This is a genomic window from Oceanobacillus sp. M65, assembly GCF_052246275.1.
GTDB lineage: Bacteria > Bacillota > Bacilli > Bacillales > Amphibacillaceae > Oceanobacillus_B > Oceanobacillus_B jordanicus.
Genome location: NZ_JBQQCJ010000002.1, coordinates 273,681 through 294,858, shown reverse-complemented (window position 1 = coordinate 294,858; position 21,178 = coordinate 273,681). Strand labels below are relative to the sequence as shown.

At 38.8% G+C, this 21,178-nt stretch carries 19 protein-coding genes; all 19 read right to left on the bottom strand.

Going from position 1 to position 21,178, the window contains the following annotated elements:
- Nucleotide 1: 1 nt before the first annotated feature.
- The 19 genes from ACTWPF_RS09005 to lepA all read right to left on the bottom strand — a co-directional run bounded on the left by ACTWPF_RS09005 (nucleotide 2) and on the right by lepA (nucleotide 20,941).
- Nucleotides 2-2,143 (bottom strand): HD family phosphohydrolase, encoded by a 2,142-nt coding sequence (locus ACTWPF_RS09005; protein WP_443149009.1) that lies wholly within the window; start codon nucleotides 2,141-2,143, stop codon nucleotides 2-4.
- A gap of 113 nt (nucleotides 2,144-2,256) precedes the next feature.
- A complete protein-coding gene (locus ACTWPF_RS09000) occupies nucleotides 2,257-3,222 on the bottom strand; it encodes a PhoH family protein (protein ID WP_106896962.1) in 966 nt (321 codons plus the stop codon).
- Between the two features lie 2 nt (nucleotides 3,223-3,224).
- Complete coding sequence (yqfD, locus tag ACTWPF_RS08995) at nucleotides 3,225-4,451, bottom strand: sporulation protein YqfD (RefSeq protein WP_238018821.1); 1,227 nt, start codon at nucleotides 4,449-4,451, stop codon at nucleotides 3,225-3,227.
- Between the two features lie 22 nt (nucleotides 4,452-4,473).
- Entirely contained in the window at nucleotides 4,474-4,755 is a 282-nt protein-coding gene (yqfC, locus tag ACTWPF_RS08990; RefSeq protein WP_106896964.1) for a sporulation protein YqfC, read from the bottom strand.
- Nucleotides 4,756-4,900: 145 nt separating this feature from the next.
- A complete protein-coding gene (locus ACTWPF_RS08985) occupies nucleotides 4,901-5,416 on the bottom strand; it encodes a hypothetical protein (RefSeq protein WP_106896965.1) in 516 nt (171 codons plus the stop codon).
- Nucleotides 5,417-5,447: 31 nt separating this feature from the next.
- On the bottom strand, nucleotides 5,448-6,440 hold the full coding sequence (gene floA, locus ACTWPF_RS08980; protein WP_106896966.1) for a flotillin-like protein FloA: 993 nt from the start codon (nucleotides 6,438-6,440) through the stop codon (nucleotides 5,448-5,450).
- Nucleotides 6,441-6,476: 36 nt separating this feature from the next.
- A complete protein-coding gene (locus ACTWPF_RS08975; protein ID WP_443149008.1) occupies nucleotides 6,477-7,805 on the bottom strand; it encodes an NfeD family protein in 1,329 nt (442 codons plus the stop codon).
- A 236-nt stretch (nucleotides 7,806-8,041) separates the two neighbouring features.
- Nucleotides 8,042-8,488: a GatB/YqeY domain-containing protein gene (locus ACTWPF_RS08970; protein WP_036572509.1), complete on the bottom strand. Its 447-nt coding sequence runs from the start codon at nucleotides 8,486-8,488 to the stop codon at nucleotides 8,042-8,044.
- Nucleotides 8,489-8,503: 15 nt separating this feature from the next.
- Nucleotides 8,504-8,680: a 30S ribosomal protein S21 gene (gene rpsU, locus ACTWPF_RS08965; RefSeq protein ID WP_010650937.1), complete on the bottom strand. Its 177-nt coding sequence runs from the start codon at nucleotides 8,678-8,680 to the stop codon at nucleotides 8,504-8,506.
- Nucleotides 8,681-8,823: 143 nt separating this feature from the next.
- On the bottom strand, nucleotides 8,824-9,495 hold the full coding sequence (deoC, locus tag ACTWPF_RS08960) for a deoxyribose-phosphate aldolase (RefSeq protein ID WP_443149007.1): 672 nt from the start codon (nucleotides 9,493-9,495) through the stop codon (nucleotides 8,824-8,826).
- A 72-nt stretch (nucleotides 9,496-9,567) separates the two neighbouring features.
- A complete protein-coding gene (gene mtaB / locus ACTWPF_RS08955; RefSeq protein WP_443149006.1) occupies nucleotides 9,568-10,914 on the bottom strand; it encodes a tRNA (N(6)-L-threonylcarbamoyladenosine(37)-C(2))-methylthiotransferase MtaB in 1,347 nt (448 codons plus the stop codon).
- Entirely contained in the window at nucleotides 10,902-11,672 is a 771-nt protein-coding gene (locus ACTWPF_RS08950; protein WP_443149005.1) for a 16S rRNA (uracil(1498)-N(3))-methyltransferase, read from the bottom strand. The genes mtaB and ACTWPF_RS08950 overlap by 13 nt, the downstream gene beginning before the upstream one ends.
- Nucleotides 11,673-11,738: 66 nt before the next feature.
- On the bottom strand, nucleotides 11,739-12,677 hold the full coding sequence (gene prmA / locus ACTWPF_RS08945; protein WP_443149004.1) for a 50S ribosomal protein L11 methyltransferase: 939 nt from the start codon (nucleotides 12,675-12,677) through the stop codon (nucleotides 11,739-11,741).
- Nucleotides 12,678-12,783: 106 nt separating this feature from the next.
- Nucleotides 12,784-13,911: a molecular chaperone DnaJ gene (dnaJ, locus tag ACTWPF_RS08940; RefSeq protein WP_443149003.1), complete on the bottom strand. Its 1,128-nt coding sequence runs from the start codon at nucleotides 13,909-13,911 to the stop codon at nucleotides 12,784-12,786.
- 270 nt (nucleotides 13,912-14,181) lie between these two features.
- The gene (gene dnaK / locus ACTWPF_RS08935; protein WP_238018815.1) at nucleotides 14,182-16,023 is read right to left on the bottom strand and encodes a molecular chaperone DnaK; all 1,842 of its coding nucleotides are present in this window, start codon (nucleotides 16,021-16,023) and stop codon (nucleotides 14,182-14,184) included.
- Between the two features lie 30 nt (nucleotides 16,024-16,053).
- Nucleotides 16,054-16,635 (bottom strand): nucleotide exchange factor GrpE, encoded by a 582-nt coding sequence (grpE, locus tag ACTWPF_RS08930; protein WP_106896973.1) that lies wholly within the window; start codon nucleotides 16,633-16,635, stop codon nucleotides 16,054-16,056.
- Nucleotides 16,636-16,716: 81 nt separating this feature from the next.
- Nucleotides 16,717-17,748 carry a heat-inducible transcriptional repressor HrcA gene (hrcA, locus tag ACTWPF_RS08925; RefSeq protein WP_443149002.1) on the bottom strand — a complete coding sequence of 344 codons (1,032 nt, stop codon included), beginning with the start codon at nucleotides 17,746-17,748 and terminating at the stop codon, nucleotides 16,717-16,719.
- A 151-nt stretch (nucleotides 17,749-17,899) separates the two neighbouring features.
- Nucleotides 17,900-19,057 (bottom strand): radical SAM family heme chaperone HemW, encoded by a 1,158-nt coding sequence (gene hemW, locus ACTWPF_RS08920; protein ID WP_443149001.1) that lies wholly within the window; start codon nucleotides 19,055-19,057, stop codon nucleotides 17,900-17,902.
- 75 nt (nucleotides 19,058-19,132) lie between these two features.
- The gene (lepA, locus tag ACTWPF_RS08915) at nucleotides 19,133-20,941 is read right to left on the bottom strand and encodes a translation elongation factor 4 (protein ID WP_106896975.1); all 1,809 of its coding nucleotides are present in this window, start codon (nucleotides 20,939-20,941) and stop codon (nucleotides 19,133-19,135) included.
- Nucleotides 20,942-21,178 lie beyond the last annotated feature (237 nt).

Sequence of the window (21,178 nt, the reverse complement as noted above, 5' to 3'; positions counted from 1 at the left end):
ACTATTTTGCCTCCTTCATTGGGTATTGAATTCTTGAATGGAATATCCCCTTGAGTGTATCACATATGGTGCGTTGTACTAAATTTAAATCTTGAAGCGTTAATGGACTTTCATCCAACTGCCCATCTGTCATTCTATCCCGAATAATGGAGGCTACGATTTCCTCTATTTTTTCCTCAGTCGGTTCTTTTAAAGATCGTACAGCTGCTTCAACAGAATCACAAATACAAATAATGGCAGCTTCTTTTGTCTGGGGTTTGGGCCCGGGGTAACGATAGTCTGATTCCTTAACATCTTTATTTTTATCCTTTTCTTTGTAATAAAAATATTTTAGTAGTGTTGTTCCATGATGCTGGGATGCAATATCGATGATCTCTTTTGGTATGCGATATTTTTGAAGCATTTCAGCTCCATCATAAGGATGGCTAATAATGATTTCTGCACTTTGCTTCGGACTAATCACATCATGTGGATTTTTTATGGCTAGCTGATTTTCAATAAAATAATGGGGCCTTACGGTTTTTCCCATGTCATGATAATATGCCCCGACCCTCGCTAACAAACCATTTGCTCCAATCGCTTCACACGCTGTTTCACTGAGATTAGCAACCATAATCGAATGATGGTAGGTCCCGGGTGCTTCTGTCAATAGTTTTTTTAGCAGTGGCTGATTAGGACTAGAAAGCTGCAACAATTTAATATCAGAAAGGATACCAAGGACAGTCTCAAAAAATGGTAACAACCCTATAGTTAATACTGCTGACAAGAAAGCCGCTCCGATTCCATATGCTGTTTGAATAAATATATCTCCAATAGCATATTTTTCGAAGGATAGAAATACAAATGATAGTAGCGTTACAATATTTACAATGGACATCCCTGCTCCGGCCTTCAAAATCGCCAAACGATCCTTCACATTCATTAGAAAAATGATAGCTGCTAGCTGTGATAGCAGAAAATAAATACCAGCTTCAATATTTAGTGAACCTGGGATTTGATAATTGAAAATAATACTTCCCAAAGCGGCGTATATTACACTTAAAACAATAGCTGAGCGCTCATGGATTAATTGTTTAATGAGCAGCACACCCGTCGCCACCGGAACTACAAAGAATAACTGATTACTTTGTGTCGTATATAAGCTAACAATTTTCATCAAGGAAACAACAATGACACTTATCAGGACAATGGAAGCAATTTTGCGCTTATCTGCGTGAAACTTTTTTGTAACCCAATTCATTTCATATGCCACAAAACAGGATAGTAAAATGACTAAGAAGCCTAAGCCAATGATTGGGTATATATTACGCTCATTGTTAAGCAATCCAACAAGCTTCATTTCTTCATAAACTTCATTTGTAATGGTTTGACCTTCACGTACAATCACTTCACCAGCTCGTATCATCACCGGCTCTACACTACTAGCAGCGTTTTTACGCGCTTCGCTTGTACTCTCTGCATCATAGATAGAATTTTCCACTACTGCAAAGTTTGCTAATTCTGATAATACTTTTGTAACATCTTCATTTAATGAGGAATATGCAATAATTTCCTTGGCATTTGACCTTGCACTAGCTAAGCTTTCTGTTCTTACACCCGTTTCAAAAGTAGCTTTTAATGCTTCAAGAAGTACTTCTTTGCCTTTCTCACGCTGTGCTTGAGGCATGTTAACGAGACTTGATAATACAGCATCACTTAACTCCTCTGTAATTTCATCCGAAAGAATCTGCTTTAAACGCTGCACCTTCTCCTGACTAGTCAGCGGTACCCTTGTTGCATCTTCATTATTCTCTTCGGGATTTGGATTCTCTTCTTCAAGCTTTGAAATCGCTTCAAAAACTTCGTTCGTATAAGACAAACGCTCCTCTGTAATTTCTTCTGAGATATTGAACCTGTCTTCAACAGACTGTACGGTCTCTCTCGTTTTCCTCTGTGTTTCCTGTTCATTCTCTATGGTGATTGGAGAACGGATTGTTTCCGTAGCATTTGCAAACCGTTCTATATTGTATATCTCTGTATGTACGTTTCCCAGTGTTATGAAAAAGAAGAAAACTGCTAGCAGCATGGTCGATATTAATATAAGAAACCAGTTCTTTCTTAAACTTCGATAAACCCTCTTATTAAACCCTTTGTTCTTTTTCAATTTCTCCCCCCCACATCCATCTAAATAGAAAAACTGAAATACCCCTTTTTAGTAGTTCTGTATAGTTTGAATTTTAAAATGAATAGAGAATAAGACCCTTCTCAGGGTCTTATTTAGCTTGATTCCCTTTTTTCGTACGCATTTATAATACGTTGTACAAGGGGATGACGGACAACATCGGTTTGCTCCAGGTAGGTAAAAGAAATACCTTTTACCTGATCAAGCATCTGTGCAGCAGCCTGTAATCCGGATTTTTTCCCTTTTGGAAGATCTATCTGGGTAACATCACCGGTAATAACCATTTTTGAACCAAAACCTAATCTTGTTAAAAACATTTTCATTTGTTCAGGTGTCGTATTTTGAGCCTCATCTAAAATGACAAAAGCGTCATCCAAAGTTCTCCCCCTCATATAAGCAAGAGGAGCAATTTCTATTGTTTCCCGTTCGATTAACCTTTGCGTATGTTCTGCTCCTAAAACATCGTGCAAAGCATCATACAAGGGACGAAGGTATGGATCAACTTTCTCCTTTAGGTCACCAGGTAAGAAACCTAGGCTTTCTCCTGCTTCCACAGCTGGTCGTGTTAAGATGATCTTCTTGATATTGCCATTTTTTAGAGCATGTACAGCCATTACAACCGCTAGATACGTTTTACCGGTTCCTGCTGGTCCAATTCCAAACACAAGATCATTTGCTTTAATAGAAGCAATATACTTCTTTTGACCAAGCGTTTTGACACGGATGGATTTCCCTTTAACATTTTTAGTTATCTCATCCTCAAATAACGTCTCAAACTGATCAATCTTACCTTTTTTTGCCAGGTCAACAGCATATACGACATCGCGTTCAGAAATGGTTAACCCTTTTCTAATAAGAGATAACATGGTTAAGAGTATGTTCTGAACAAGCGTAATATTGGTCTCATCTCCTGATACGCGAACAACTTCTCCCCTTGTAACAATAGAGACATTCAACTGTTCTTCCAATTGAAGAAGATATTTATCGTTTGTTCCAAACAAGGCTAACGCTTCATTTGGACTGTTGAGTTGTAAATCAATTTCCGTTAGGTTCTCTGACATAATCAATCTCCTTGGGTTAAAGGTTGGGCTTTAGCTATGTTCTCTTCAACGTTAATATATAAGTTTAATTTAACTTTACCATTCTCGATTGTTTCATGCAAAACTTTTTCGGAAACGATTACCGCATCAGGGCCAAGTTGGAGTGTCAACTCTTGTTTTGCCTGTTCTATTCCTGCTTTAACCGCTTCCTCCTGAGAACGTTCTACACTAGTATACGTTTTTTCATTCAAAGTGGTTTCAACAAATTCTACAGGCAACTCCCATTTTAAAAATTTTATCTTGTTCTGATTTATTTCTCTATGAATATGTTTGTAATCTGGTGTACCAAAACCCCATACTGGCAAATGAAAATTTCCAGTTTTTAAGAAGAATTTTTTTTCTTTATTCCCTGTTAAGCTCTCATAGCTTGTTTCCAATGGAGCTGTCACGTTCACTTCATACCAAGTCGTTGCAATAATCTCACCTTCAGCTGCTACTAGCTCTTTTTTTTCTTCCTTCTTTTTATCTTCTTCCTTATTATCTTCTTTAGTTGTCTCGTTTATAACACCTGAAACAAGCTTATCACCTGGTTTCACATAATCGTTAACTTGAACTTTTGCTAGCCCATTTGAGACATACATCTTCTTGATGATCCCCTTTTTGGTTGCTACTAGATCCCTCGGTCCTATAGGCTCTTCTTCTTCGACAATGATTTTCTCTACCCCTTCAAGAGAGAAGGTTGTCCCTTTTTGCTCCACACCGACCCATAATAGCTCAGGTACATCCTTAACTAATTTCTGTTGAATCTCATTCGGGGACTTTAATGAGAAAATCCAAGCCCCTGGATGTATGCCATCGCTTTGTAGTTGCTTGTTAATTTTTTCTTCAATATCTTTAGGAACCCCTGTTATTTTTACCTCCCAGATAATATTAGAAAGAAATAAAATTAGAAACATGCTAAGGATTATGCCAAGCAATAATTCCTTACGTCTAACAAATCTTCGAAATAAAAAGGGATAGCCCTTTCTATCGGTAAATTTTAATTTGTAATTGGTTTGTTTATTAAGTTTACGAATATATTTAATATCTCGTAGCTTTAAGTTGCCATCACACCTATCAGGCGCTATCTTTCTAACATTCCAAACCGTTATTCCAGCGCTTGTACAATGTTGAAAAAAAAGCTCAGGCTTTTCACCTGTGACGGATAATGTAACATAACCTGTCAGATAAGAATCCTGTACCTGTTTCATTTTTTCCCCCTCAACACACTAGTTATTCTGGTACAAACTTCACTTCCTGAATGGTGCCTTCTAATAAGATTTCTTCCGGTAGCATCATCTTTAATACAAAGGCCGATCCCGTTATTTGAATAAATCCTTTATTTATTTTTAGCTTGAGCTCTGTTTCAGAATATGTGGCCAGGCCTTTATGATTCTCAATGTAGACATGTAACTGTCCTATAATAGTGATGCGTGGAAGTTCAAGCACTATATCAGAAGGAAGCGCAAGATATTTTATTAACCATGGGCGAATGCCTTGTTGCAATTTCTTCACAGATGCAGCCCCCTCTCCTCTACATATTTATGTTTCCAATACTTTAATAAGAACTGGAAACGTAGAAAACAACCTGTCTTAACAAGCAATTCCAATAAAAAAATCCAGAACAAGGAAGGATATATTCCTCATTCTGGATTATCTATTATTTTCTTTCTGACGTTACACTTCGATAAGGCTTCTTAGCTCTTGGTGGTCCAAGTATCTCAGCCATGATTACCCCATTTGCAACACCTTGCTTTGTGAGGTTGCGGTCGAACCGTTTCTTAAACTTTTTTTGTTTGGTAGATAACTGTTCTTCTTTCTTTTCTTTTCCTTCCCTCAACGAGGAGCTTCTCTGCAGATTGTCTGGAATGCTATTTGCAGAGCGTTTAGTTGTAGCATACCTATCAGCCAACTGATCAAGTTGGCGTTGATGCCTCTCCTCAACAGAAGAAGTATCTACTGTACTATGTTGAGTGTTTGTGGAAGTAGATGTTCTTTGGCTCGGCATATTCGTTCTTCCCGACGGTGTTGAAGTTGGCCGGGGCTGATTGGGAGACTGTTGATCTCCCTTATTATCAGAACCATTTTTGAAAAAGCCAATAATACCGGCAACAATGGCAATTAGGATGAAAATATTGCCAAAAATCGCTTCCATTAAATTGGATATAGCATCCATTTACGAAACGCCTCCTTTAATACCAAAGCGCTTAGTTTTGATCGTTGTCATCGTGATTTTCAGACAATTTACCAAGCGAGTCACGCATGTCAGTATCTGCATCAATATTTCTATAATTCATATAATCCATTACCCCAAGATTCCCTGAACGTAATGCTTCTGCAAGAGCCAATGGAACATCTGCCTCTGCTTCTACCACTTTAGCACGCATTTCTTGTACTCTAGCAACCATTTCCTGTTCTTGAGCAACAGCCATCGCACGACGTTCTTCGGCTTTTGCTTGAGCGATGTTTTTATCAGCCTCTGCCTGATCAGTTTGCAGAATGGCTCCGATGTTTTTCCCGATATCCACGTCTGCAATATCGATCGAAAGGATTTCAAAGGCTGTACCAGCATCAAGTCCACGATTTAACACATTATGTGAGATGGAATCCGGATTTTCCAGTACTTTGGTATGAGCTTCTGAGCTACCAATTGTACTTACCACACCTTCACCAACACGGGCAATAACAGTTTCTTCGCCCGCACCACCGACCAAACGGTCAATGTTTGCTCTAACTGTAATTCTCGCTTTTGCTTTTACTTCAATACCATCCATCGCAATACCGGCAATAAATGGCGTTTCAATTACTTTAGGATTTACACTCATTTGTACAGCTTCCAGTACGTCACGCCCAGCAAGGTCAATAGCTGCTCCTCGTTCAAAAGGAAGCTCGATATTTGCTCTGTGAGCGGCAATTAGCGCATTAACTACTCTGTCCACATTACCACCAGCAAGATAATGACTCTCAAGCTGGTTCGTTGTCACATCAAGTCCGGCTTTATGTGCTTTAATCAATGGGTTAATAACACGATTTGGCACAACACGACGAAGACGCATACCAATCAATGTAAAGATGCCCACTTTCACACCGGCAGCTAGTGCGCTAATCCATAGCATCACGGGTATGAAAGTAAATAAAATTGCTACTGCAATCAATATTACCGCTATAATGATTAACGGCATTAGATCTTGTATTTCCATGTAAGTTCCTCCTGTTAATTGTTTTATTTATTAAAGTTAGATTTCTCTAACTACAATACGAGCTCCTTCTACCTTAACGATCTTCACGTTACGGTCTGTTTCAATGAAACTACCTTCTGACACTACATCGAGACGCTCATTGTCAAACACTGCTGTACCGGCAGGACGAAGTGGCGTAACCGTCTTACCTTCCAGCCCTAATAGCTCTAAGCGATTTGCTGTTGACACATATCCCAGATCAGTAGTTGTTTGGTCTCTTAGAATGATATGGCGAAAGACCCCTTTGTCTAGGCCAATTCTTCTAAATAAAATGACGGAGGCAATAACAGCGACCATAAAGGCTATTGCGATACTCATAGACATATGGCCAATGTCATACCCAGACATCAGCAGAGATCCAATGATAGCGCCAATTCCCAATAACCCAAGAATCCCCCCTGGGACAAAAAATTCTACAATTAGTAGCACAACTCCTAGTAGGAGAAGGATCATGGCTTCCATACCTGCCAAACCTGCTACAAAGTGGCCATAGAAAAATAAGATTAACGCGATAATGCCCATGGATCCTGGCACACCAAAACCTGGAGAATAAAGTTCTACAATCAAGCCGAGACTGGCTACTGATAGTAGGATCGGAATGACAATTGGATTGGTCAGAAATCTAGCTACCTCCTCAGCTATTGTTGTTTCTTTTTCAACAATAGTAGCGTCAGAAAGACCAAGCTCATTTAATAGTTCTACTCTGTCATCAACCGTACCCTCTGAATAATCAACTTCTGTTGCAATACTTGGAGTTAAGGTTAAATACTCTCCCTCTCCTGCACCATACTCGGGTAGATCAATACTTGGATCTGCCATGGCAGCTGCATATAGCGGATCTCTGCCTTTAGACTCCGCAGCACTTCGCATCGATGCAAGCCACGCAGATTGTGCTTTTTTATCTGCAGCATTTCCATCTGAAGTAATAACACCACTTGCACCCATGGTCGCTTGTGGACGCATGTATATTGTATCCGTATTTAATGCGATGTATGAGCCGGCGGACAATGCTTCATTTACTACGAATGATGTAGTTGGAATTTCCAACGCCTGTAAATGGCCTGCTATCTGTCCAGCAGAATCCACTCGACCTCCTGGTGTATTTATTTCAAAGATGATACGATCTGCACCCTGTTCAACAGCTTCATCTGTCGTTCTTTTCAAAAAAGCTTCCAGACCCCGTTCTACTTCCTTTTCAATAGGAATCACATAAACTGTTTTACCTGCCCCATTATCAGCATGAGCAATGCTTTTTATAAAAGGGCTACATAAAAATAAAACGGTAAATATTAGTACTATGTATGGTAGCAGCCTCTTTCTTGACAATATAGGATTCACCTCCTCTAAACGGTTCCTCTTTATATACGGAATAGTAAGGCGTAAAGTTTCATTTTTCTTTATACTCCTCTAAATAGTATCATACATTCGAGACTGTTTGTAAATTTTAAACAAACTTACTTAGACTATAATAATTGATACAAGTTACAAAAAATATGGTTGAGAAGAAAAGTTCGTATATAAAAAATCCCCGCTATTGCTAGCAGGGATTTTTTATATTTAGATTAGTCCAAATGCTGTTGTACGAGTTTGTTTATCCGAGAGCCATCTGCCTTACCTTTAACCTTTGGCATGACAGCACTCATCACTTTACCCATATCTTTCTTAGATGTTGCGTTAACTTCCCGAATCGTTGACTGAACAATTACCTCAAGCTCTTCTTCTGTAAGCTGTTTCGGCATATATTCTTGCAAAATATTGATTTCAACTTCAAGTTTTTTAACAAGATCTTCGCGTCCAGCTGATTTGAATTCTTGGAGGGAATCTTTTCTTTGCTTTAACTCTCTTGAAAGGATTGTTAATTCTTCATCCTCACTAATTGAGTCTTTACCAAGCTTAATTGATTCATTTTGCAATGAAGATTTAACCATACGGATAACGCTTAGTTTTTCTTTATCCTTCTGCTTCATTGCCTGCTTCATATCTTGATTCAGCTGTTCAAGTAATCCCATGCTCTTGCACCCACTTTAGAATTTACGCTTTCTAGCAGCTTCAGATTTCTTCTTACGCTTAACACTAGGTTTTTCATAATGTTCACGCTTGCGATATTCCTGCAGTGTACCACTTTTTGACACACTACGCTTGAAGCGACGAAGAGCATCCTCAAGAGACTCGTTTTTACGAACGCGAGTTGTATTTGACATGCTAATTTCCCTCCCTCCGAAGCACAAAAAAGAATTGTACCGGCATATGTAATCTGCTATCACATGCCTTGTTAAAGTATAATATATTCCTAGTTATTGGTCAACAAATTATTTACATTCTGTTAAAGTTTTGCATAAAAACTTTAATAATCGGAAGCTCCAGTATTGCCGTTAATGATATCAATCCCAGCGCTTGCGCCTATTCTAGTTGCACCAGCATCTATCATCGCCTCTGTGGAAGCTAGGTCTCTAACACCACCGGAAGCTTTCACACCCATATCTGGGCCAACCGTTTCGCGCATAAGTTTAATATCCTCTACTGATGCTCCACCCCCAGAAAAACCAGTGGATGTTTTAACAAAATCAGCTCCGGCCTGTTTTGCAAGCTTACATGCACGTACTTTTTCTTCGTCGTTTAGCAATGATGTTTCAATAATAACTTTCGTTAACGCTTGTCCTTTAGCTTCTTCAACAACTGCTTGAATATCTGCTTTTACCAGGTCATCATGTTTAGCTTTTAGTTCACCAACATTGATTACCATATCTACCTCTGTAGCCCCATCGCTAACAGCTTGTTTTGTTTCAAAGACTTTTGTCTGTGTGGAATTAGCACCAAGTGGGAAGCCAATTACAGTACAAACCTTTACATCCGTGTCTTTTAGATGTTTATAACAAAGCGGAACCCAATATGGGTTTACGCAAACAGATGCAAAGTGGTATTCTTTTGCTTCTTCCACAATTTTTTCAATTTGTTCTTGTGTTGTAGCGGGTTTTAATAGGGTATGATCTATATAGCTTGCTAAATTTTTACTCATCGTGTCATCCTTCCTCTTTTGCAGCACGTGCTTTTCTTCCATAATATCATGTAGCATAGTAGAAATCTAATTTTATTTCGCTGCTACTGCTGGAGCATCTTCCATCACCCTAACAAATGTTCCCTCGTTATATGGGTAGCCGGCCTGGTTAATTTTTACTCGAACAAGCTTTCCTATCATATCGTGTGTTCCTTCAAAACGTACTTTAAGATAATTGTCAGTATAACCTACAAGCATTTCCGGATTGTTTTCATCATGGACTCGCTCTTCCGGTATTACTTCAAGTACCTGATTCTCAAAATCTGAAGCATATTCTTTTGCAAGTTGATCAGATAGCTCAATAAGTTTGTGGACACGGTCATTTTTAACATCCTCTTCCACTTGGATGTCCATTCTTGCGGCAGGTGTCCCCGTTCTTCTGGAAAAAGGAAATACGTGTAACTCAGAATATCCAATTTCTTTAATAAACGCATAGGTCTCTTGGAACTCTTCATCCGTTTCACCTGGGAACCCAACAATAACATCTGATGTAATTGCAAGTCCTGGCAAGGCTTTACGTATTTTCATAACCTTCTCTTTATAAAAATCGCTAGAATATTTCCGACGCATTCTGGCAAGAACAGTATCTGAGCCTGATTGTAAGGGAATATGCAAATGGCGAACAATTTTTTCGGATTGATCTAACACTTCAATTACTTCGTCTGTAATTTGACTGGCTTCAATTGAAGAAATGCGGATACGCTTTAACCCTTCTACTTTTGTTTCCAGATCCTTAAGCAACATTGCAAAGTTATAATCTTTACGGTCTTCCCCATACCCTGCTGTGTGAATTCCTGTTAGGACAATTTCTTTGTAACCAGCGTCCACTAAGTTCTGTGCCTGTTTAATTACACTTTCAGGATCTCTTGAACGAAGTAAGCCTCGAGACCAAGGAATAATACAGAAGGTACAGAAATTATTACAGCCCTCTTGAATCTTCAGTGAGGCACGTGTTCTATCAGTGAATTCAGGAACATCCATTTCTTCAAAAACACGGTTTTTCATTATGTTGGTTACACCATTAATTGGTTCACGAGTCTGTTTATGTTCTTCAATGTATTTAATCATGTTCTTACGGTCCTGTGTGCCGACAACAACATCGACTCCAGGTATTTCCATGATTTCACCAGGGGAAGTTTGCGCATAACAACCTGTTACACAAACAATGGCTTCCGGATTTTTCCGAATTGCACGTCTGATTACCTGTCTGCTTTTTTTGTCTCCTGTATTGGTTACAGTACAAGTATTAATTACATAAACATCAGAGTCATGGTCGAAATCCACTCGCTCATAGCCGTTATCCATGAACATTCGCCAAATCCCCTCTGTTTCATAATGATTCACTTTACACCCTAATGTATGAAATGCTACTGTTGGCATTCATTCCACCTCAATTCTTCAAAATGATAAGAAACACTCGCAAGCATATACAGGGCAGCTGTTTCAGTACGTAAAATACGTGGCCCTAAACGAACGGGACTAAATTCACTTTCTTTTAACTGTGCTGCTTCATCTTCCGAAATACCGCCTTCAGGACCAATGAGCACTAACAATTTTTGTCCTTCTTTCATCCCCTGCAAAATCGTACTAAACGATTGATAGTTGGTTGTTTTTGCTTCTTCTTCATAGGCAAAAATTTTCACATCATATTGGTTACTTTCGTCGATTAACTCTGATAATGACATAATTGTTTTTATCTGTGGAATAAGGTTTCGATGGCTTTGCTCGCTTGCTTCTTTCGCTATTTTTTCAAATCGCTCTTTTTTCTTGTGGCGTTTTTTATCGTCCCACTTTACTACAGAACGCTTAGCCTGAACAGGTATAAAAGCTTTGGCACCTAGCTCGGTTCCCTTCTGAATGATAAGGTCTAATTTATCCCCTTTGGGTAAGCCTTGCGCAATGGTAACATCAACTGGTAGTTCAACAGAATTGTCTAGCCACTCTATCACGGTAGCATGAACTGCGTCTGACTCAATAGAAGCTATAATGCAGCGTGCGGCATGCCCAGCTGGGTGGCTGCAAATTATTTCATCTTCTGCTTTTAGTCGAACAACACGGTTAATATGATGGACATCATCACCGGAAATCGTCACGGATTCGGCTTGCCAATTTTCCTCAGGTACAAAGTATTGCTGCACGCCTCACACACCTACCTCCATATTACTATTAATATCTACTTATATTTGACGACTCCATGCGGCGCTCTATGCTTTTCTTGCTACAATGGAGACCCAGTCTTCTAGCTCATTGACTTGGATAATCGTGAAGCCTTGTTCCTCTAATTTATCTTTTACAAGTTGTTTTTTATTTTGAATTATTCCTGAAGTAATAAAGTAGCCACCTGACTTCAAGTTTCTCCACGCGTCATCAACAAAGCGTACAATGATTTCAGCGAGTATATTCGATACAATGACGTCAGCCTGGTCGTTCACATGGTCAAGAAGATTATTTTGCTTTGTATGTATCTTCTCACCTAATTTGTTTAGCTTGGCATTTAATCGTGTACTCGTCACAGCTACGTCATCTAAATCAAAGGCATCTACTTTTTCTGCGCCTAACAAAGCAGCTGCAATACTCAACACACCTGAACCTGAACCGACGTCGATTACGTTATCTCCTACTGCCAAAAATTGCTCTAAGGCTTGGATACTTAAAACCGTAGTTGGGTGGGTACCTGTACCAAATGCCATACCTGGGTCTAACTCAATGATAATCTCATCACTTGTTACGGGCTCATACTCTTCCCAAGTTGGTGTAATCGTAATTCTTTTTGAGATCTTAACAGGCTTGTAATACTTTTTCCAAGCAGTAGCCCACTCTTCCTCATTTACTTCACTTAGAGAGATTTGGTTCTTTCCGAGGTCAATATCATAAAGCATTAATTCATTAATCGCCTGTTTAATCTCTTCAACTGTCTCTCCAAAAAAGCTATTAACTGGAAGGTATGCCTTAATATAGACTCCTTCCTCAGGATATTCAGAAGGGTCAAGTTCAAATACTTCACCAAATGGAGTCGCATGTGCTTTCACTAAGTCCATTGGGTCTTCAATCACCAGGCCACTTGCCCCTGTTTCATGAAGAATGTTAGATATTGGCTCAATTGCTTCATTTGTTGTATGAATACAGACCTCTGACCATTTCATTACCGCTCACCCATTTCTCTTGAGAAATTAAGAAACTATTTATCTAAAGCACCAGCTTTCAATCTTTCCTATTCTCATAATATGTACACGGTGCTTAACGCACCGCTTATTCACTTTTAAAAGCTTTTTTAAATCGCTGGAACAGAGAACTCTCCTGCTCATCTGTAGCTTCATTCCCAGCTATATCATTAAATTCCCTTAATAATTCTTTTTGTTTCTCAGTTAACTTGGTAGGTGTAACTATTTTGACTTTAATATGTTGGTCACCTTGTCCATAACCACGAACATTGGGTGCCCCTTTCCCTTTCATACGGAAAGTTTTGCCTGTTTGGGTTCCGGCTGGTATTTTAAGCATTACATTTCCATGAACCGTCGGAACTTCTACTTCATCACCAAGTGCAGCCTGTGCAAAGGTTAGTGGCAATTCACAGAAAATATGATCTCCTTCACGTTCAAAGAATTCATCTCTTCTCACCTGAACCACGACATATAAATCGCCTGGAGGTCCTCCGTTTACGCCTGCTTCACCCTTACCAGTAACTCGAATTTGCTGTCCTTCATCTATTCCGGCTGGTATGGTAATATGGATTTTTTTATGCTTCTTGACTTTTCCATTTCCTCCACAAGTATTACACTTTTCAGGAATTATTTTACCGGTACCGCTACAGTAATTACAAACTCGTTTGTTTACAACCCTACCGAAAGGAGTGTTCTGTTCCATATTTAACTGTCCAGAACCGTTACAGTGCGAACATGTTTTTGTTTTAGTCCCAGGTTTAGCTCCAGACCCATCACATGTATCACAGTTTTCTTCTTTAGGAATTGTAATATCTGTTTCCTTGCCAAATATGGCCTCTTTAAAATCGAGAACCATAGTATATTGTAAATCAGCGCCTTGTTGCGGTGCATTGGGGTCTCTTCGTCTACCCCCGCCGCCGAAGAACATATCAAAGATATCTCCGAAACCACCGAAGTCTTGAGCTCCGCCGCCAAATCCACCGAATCCCTGTCCTTGAGGATCTGCATGACCAAATTGATCATATTGAGCACGTTTCTGCTCGTTACTAAGCACCTCATAAGCTTCTTTTGCTTCTTTAAATTTTTCTGATGCATCTGCTTCTTTATTCACGTCTGGATGATATTTTCTTGCCAATTTACGATAAGCTTTCTTTATTTCTTCTTTTGGAGCCTCTTTACTTACCCCAAGAACGTCATAATAATCTCGCTTACTCAACTCCATCACTCTCCCGACACACACTATTGCATAAATTTTATCATATCATCAAGTTAACTCGCATGGCAAATCGGTTTTAGCTTTCTGTAAAAACCACAACCACTCAACAAAATGAATTTGAACACTTGAAACAACAAAATCCTATATAGGTGATTTTTTTACTTTCACAATGTGTAAAAAAGTCAAAGCCAAGAGAATCCTGACTTTGACTTTGGATTACAGGGTAAGATCTCTCCCCACTATATTTATATTATAGCGAGATATCCTGCATTATTTATTTTCTTTACCTTCTTCGTCATCTACTTCTTGATAGTCAGCATCGACTACATCATCGCCACTGTTTTCTTGGCCTTCTTGACCTTGTTGAGCTTCTGCATCTTTTTGCATTTGTTCATACATCTTAACAGACAGCTGTTGAACTTGTTCTTGCAATGCATCTTTTTTCTCTTTAATTTGATCAAGGTCATCAGACTCGATTGCAGATTTTAATTCTTCTTTTGCAGCTTCTGCTTTTTGTTTTTCTTCGTCAGATACATTGTCTCCAAGATCTTTAATAGTCTTATCAGTAGTAAAGACAAGCTGATCTGCTTCATTGCGCAGTTCTACTTCTTCACGACGCTTTTTATCTGCATCAGCATTTTCTTCTGCTTCTTGAACCATTTTTTCTACTTCCTCGTCAGATAGACCAGAAGAAGATTTAATGGTAATAGATTGCTCTTTGTTCGTACCCATGTCTTTAGCACGTACATTTACGATACCATTAGCATCAATATCAAAGGATACTTCGATTTGAGGTACTCCTCTTGGTGCTGGTGGGATATCTGTTAGTTGGAAACGGCCAAGTGTTTTGTTATCTGCCGCCATTTCACGTTCACCTTGCATAACATGAATATCAACAGCTGTTTGGTTGTCAGCAGCAGTTGAGAATACCTGTGAATGACTAGTTGGAATGGTTGTATTACGCTCGATTAATTTAGTAAAGACAGATCCCATTGTTTCAATACCAAGAGATAGTGGTGTTACATCAAGTAAAACAACATCTTTCACATCACCTTGAAGCACTCCACCTTGAATTGCTGCACCTAGTGCTACAACCTCATCAGGGTTAACACCTTTTGAAGGATCCTGCCCGATTTCTCGTTTAATTGCTTCTTGTACCGCTGGAATACGTGTGGAACCACCAACAAGAATAACTTTATCAATATCATTTGAAGAAAGATCTGCATCTCGCAATGCTTTTCTTGTTGGAACCATTGTACGTTCAACTAATTCTGAAGAAAGCTCTTCAAATTTAGCACGCGTCATGTTCATTTCTAAATGAAGTGGTCCTGCTTCACCAGCTGTAATAAATGGTAGTGAAATTTGTGTTTGAGATACACCAGAAAGATCTTTTTTTGCTTTTTCAGCTGCATCTTTAAGACGTTGTGTCGCCATTTTATCTTTAGAAAGATCGATGCCGTTTTCTTTTTTGAATTCTTGAACCATGTAATCAATAATTACATTATCAAAGTCATCCCCACCAAGTCTGTTATCACCTGCTGTTGAAACAACCTCAAATGTACCATCACCAATATCAAGAATGGATACGTCAAACGTACCGCCACCAAGGTCATAAACTAGGATAGTTTGATCTTGATCTTCTTTATCAATACCATATGCAAGTGCTGCCGCAGTTGGTTCATTGATAATACGCTCTACTTCTAATCCAGCAATCTTACCAGCATCTTTTGTTGCTTGACGCTCTGCGTCATTAAAGTAAGCAGGTACAGTAATTACAGCTTTTTCTACCTTTTCACCAATATAATCTTCTGCATAGGATTTAATATGTTGAAGAATAATCGCTGATACTTCCTGTGGTGTATACTCTTTGTCTTCAATTTTAACTTTATAATCTGTTCCCATATGACGCTTAACAGATTGAATCGTATTAGGGTTAGTAATTGCTTGACGTTTCGCAACCTCCCCTACTTGACGTTCACCATTTTTAAAAGCTACAACAGATGGTGTAGTACGGTTGCCTTCCGGGTTAGGGATAACAACTGCTTCTCCACCTTCCATTACAGACACACATGAGTTAGTAGTACCTAAGTCAATTCCAATAATTTTACTCATCTTCCATTTCCTCCTTAACTGCGCTTCTCTTTATTTATTCACTTTAACCATTGCTGGTCGAATAACACGATCTTTAAGCATATAACCTTTTTGCAGCTCTTCTACTACGGTGTTCGCTTCTAATTCAGCATCTTCAATTTGCATTACAGCGTGATGAAGATTAGGATCGAATTCCTTGCCAGTGGTTTCAATTTCTTCCACACCAGCTGACTTCAATGCATCCTTAAGTTGACGGTAAACCATTGTAATTCCCTCAACCAGCCCCGCATTTTCTTCAGAACTTTCTACCTGAAGGGCTCTTTCAAAGTTATCAACCGCAGGTAACAAATCATTTACCAAGTCTTGTGATTTGTACTTGCGATCAGCTTCTTTTTGTTTTTGTGTTCTTTTCTTAAAATTATCGAATTCAGCCTGCAATCGCAAAAAGCGTCCGTATACTTCATCTTTTTCTTGCTTTAGTTTGTCCACTTCTTGTTGTAAGGGGTCCGGACTCTCTCCTGCGTTTCCAGCTTCTTCCATGATGCTTTCTTCTGAATCAATCACTTCTATATGTTCTGATTCATTATTTTCTGTTTCATTTTCATTTATAACGTTTTTATCTTCGTTTTCCACTATGTGCCACCTCCTATTAAATCATCCTGTTAAACTATACCACTTCATGTACTGTAGATAAAATGGTCTGCCTTCAACTGTTTACTCATTGTTTTTATACCACATGTACAATGCATCTGTCATTTCATTCGATACAATGTTCAGCAGCGAAATGACCTTTTTGTATTCCATTCTCATCGGACCTAGTAATGCAATCGTTCCAAGCTGCCCATCCCCTAACTGGTAGGAGGAGGTAATTAAGCTGAAATCTTTAATTGCATCTACTTCGTTTTCTTTCCCGATCGAGACATTAATACCATGGTCTGTATGTTTGAGCAGGCTAATTATTTCTTCTTCTTTATCCATCATGGTAAAGAAAGAGCGGATTTTATCCACATCGTTAAATTCAGGCTGTCTTAAAATATTAGATTTACCACCAATATAAAGTTTGACCGGGTGATCTGACAAAAATGCTGCTTTAAGGTAATCATAGGATCGATCAAAATCCTCTACATACATCTTCATCATAGCTGCAACTTCTGTGTTGAAAATCTCTTGCAGCTTCAAAATAGGAACATCATGCAGCCGATTATTCAAGATGTTTACCATTCTTTCCAAGTCTGATGGGTTTACTTCAGCCGGAATGGAAAACGATCTGTGTTCAACATGACCTGTATTCGTAACAAGGATAGCTACAGCTGTATGTGTCGATAACGTAATCAACTGTACTTGCTTCAACTTCGTTTCGAATAATTCCGGCCCCAAAATAATGGATGTATAGTTGGTTAATTCAGACAGTACTTCAGCTGACATTTGAACAATCTGTTCAAATTCGAAAAACCCATCCTTTAACATATGGCTGATCACATTCCCCTTGTGAGTTTGCCCCGCAGGAGAAATCAAATGATCAACATAATAGCGATAGCCCTTTTCAGACGGGACTCTCCCAGAGGAAGAATGTGTCTTTTCCAGGTAGCCTTGCTCTTCTAAATCTGCCATTTCGTTGCGAATTGTTGCAGCACTAAATGGTATATGCTCTTTCTTTGAAATAGCTCTAGACCCAACAGGATGAGCTGACTCGATGAAATCATCAACAATGACTTGTAGTATTAATAACTGCCTTTCCGTTAACATGATGATCACCCCTGTTAGCACTCTCTAGCAGCGAGTGCTAATTCTAATATTAAATTATCAAATCATATTTTTTTTGTCAACGACCATGCCTCACAAATTGAAAATTCCACATAAGAACCAACATTAAAAAAAGATTGGTTTTCTTCATTTCTTATATCGTAACCGGATCATCAAGTAAGAAACGTTCAAATACTTCGTTTGCAAGAAGAAGCCCGTCATCTGTTAGACGCACCCATTCTTTATCTTCAGCCAACCAATCTCTACGAATAAGCTCCTCAATCGAATTACTGTAAAGATCTGCTGGGGCAATGCCAAACTTATTTTGAAAATGCTTCTTACTTACCCCTTTCGTTCTACGAAGACCTAGGAACATTTCTTCTTCAATTCTTTCTTTCCTAGTAATAGTATCTACATGAAGAATTGGGTGGCCATCTTTCATTGCTTGCTTTGTATAAGCTGGAAGTGGTTTGATATTCCCGTAACGTTTACCTGGTAAATAGCCATATGCACCAGCCCCAAAGCCGTAATAATATTCATTACCCCAGTAAGTTAAATTATGCTTACTTTCGTAGCCTGGTTTCGCAAAATTACTTATTTCGTATTGCTCAATCCCATAAGCTTTCGTCGTCTCCCTTAGTAAATGGTACATGTCTACTTCTTCTTCCTGTGCTGGGCGATGAAGTTTCCCTTTTTTATGCTTCTGATAAAATACTGTCTTTGGTTCGATTTGCAATGCATAGGTAGACAAATGCGGAAGTCCAAAAGACATAGCTTCTTCTAATGATCCCTTGAACTGGTCTACCGTCTGGTTCGGCAAAGCATAAATCAAATCAAGACTTATATTTGAGAAACCATGTTGTTTTAATCTATCTACAGTTTGATAAACATCTTTAATCTTATGCAGTCGCCCCAGTTCTTCTAACTTTTGGTCATCAAACACCTGTACTCCTAGAGAGATTCGATTGACACCATATGCTGCAAGAAGCTGTATCTTTTGTTCATCAAAATCACCTGGATTTGCTTCAATCGTATATTCTTCGCAACTTGAAACATCAAATTTTGTATCAATAATTTTTAAAAGGGATGTAAGCTGCGTTAAAGTCAATGCAGTAGGGGTTCCTCCGCCGATAAAAATTGTTTTGATTTTGTTTTTCTCACCTGGTACATTCGTATTAATTTCATTTGCTAATGCCTCTATATACTCTGTAGCCAGCTTTTCATTAAAGAAAAACTTGGTGAAATCACAATAGTGACAGATCTGCTCACAGAACGGAATATGAACATAAACCGATTGAATTTCGTTTTTCAATGTAAATCCTCCAGTGTAAAAGGAAAAGGGAAACCTGCAGGCTTTAACACCCACAAGTTCTCCCTCCCTTTACGATTAATCATCATTCATTTGTAAGACGGCCATAAATGCTTCTTGTGGCACTTCAACAGAGCCTACCATCTTCATTCGTTTTTTACCCTCTTTTTGTTTCTCTAATAATTTACGTTTCCGTGATATGTCCCCACCGTAACATTTAGCTAGCACATTTTTACGCATTGCTTTAATAGTGGAACGGGCTACGATTTTATTCCCAATCGCCGCTTGAACAGGGACCTCAAATTGCTGGCGTGGAATAAGTTCTTTTAATTTGTCGACAATTTGCTTTCCTCTTTCATAAGCAAAATCACGATGAACAATAAAGGAAAGCGCATCAATCGTTTCTGCATTTAGAAGAATATCCATTTTAACTAATGTAGATTCTCTATAACCAATTAACTCATAATCAAAAGATGCATACCCTTTTGTTTGAGATTTTAGTTGATCAAAGAAATCATACACTATTTCTGATAAAGGAATGTTATATACTACATTAACGCGAATGTCATCTAAATATTCCATATCAATAAATTGCCCGCGCTTTTTCTGCGTTATTTCCATAACCGCACCCACGTACTCATTAGGTACCATTATCGTAGCCTTGACGAATGGCTCTCGAATTTGACTTATTTGTTGAGGATCTGGCATTAATGATGGATTATCTATCTCCATCAGTTCTCCATTCGTTTGCTCAACTTCGTAGATTACACTAGGAGCAGTAGTTATTAAATCAATATTAAATTCTCTCTCAACTCGTTCCTGAATAATTTCCATATGCAATAGACCAAGAAAACCACAGCGGAAACCAAAGCCTAATGCCTGTGATGTTTCAGGTTCGTATTGTAGAGAAGAATCATTTAATTCAAGTCGTTCAAGCGCCTCTCTAAGATCATTATAGTCATTCGAATCGACAGGATAAAGACCACAGAATACCATAGGATTCAGTCTGCGGTAGCCTGGTAACGGCTCTGTAGCAGGTCTATTAGCAAGTGTAATGGTATCCCCAACTCTAGAATCCCCAACATTTTTAATGGAGGCTGTTAGGAAACCTACATCTCCTACTGTAAGTTCCTTTTTACTAATAGGCTTCGGTCCGAAAACACCTAGCTCATTCACTTCGAATGTTTTTCCGGTTGCCATCATCTGTATTTTGTCTCCAACTTTTACAGATCCTTCTTTAATACATACATAGGCAACAACCCCACGATAAGAATCGTATAATGAATCGAAAATTAATGCTTGAAGGGGCTTTTCAACATCTCCCGCTGGCGCAGGGACCGCTTCGGTAATCCGTTCCAAAATGTCTTCAATACCGATATTCGATTTGGCGCTTGCTAGAATAACGTCATCCTGATCAATGCCAATAACATCTTCCAATTCCTGCTTCACACGTTCTGGATCCGCACTCGGGAGGTCAATTTTATTAATTACTGGAATTATTTCTAGTTCATTATCTAATGCTAGATAAACATTGGCCAACGTCTGTGCTTCAATCCCTTGGGCTGCATCCACTACTAGGATTGCTCCTTCGCAGGCAGCCAAACTTCTAGAAACTTCATATGTAAAATCCACATGTCCCGGTGTGTCAATTAGATGAAATATAAATTCTTCTCCACTTTTACTTGTGTATTCCAACTGAACTGCATTTAATTTAATTGTAATACCGCGTTCTCTTTCAAGGTCCATTGCGTCCAGTAACTGATCCTTCATTTCGCGTTGTGTTATCGCTTTGGTGTTTTCCAAAATCCGATCGGCCAACGTAGATTTGCCGTGGTCAATATGGGCGATAATTGAAAAGTTACGGACATTTCTCTGTTTTTTTGCCATTATTGGTGTTCACTCCTACACGCCTTTTATCTTAAATTAGATAAAAGTTCCAAATTTATCGTTGTAATTTATCCCGGTGTAACCGTCCGTAAGACTCCCACTTCAAACATGAGGTGAAACCGTTAGTAGGAGTAAACGGACGCTAACATCCCGATTCGCTCAACTAACAATCAGTGGGGGAAGAATGAAAACCCCCACTGATTGAAGTTTCACTTTATATAAGGATTATGAATCCCC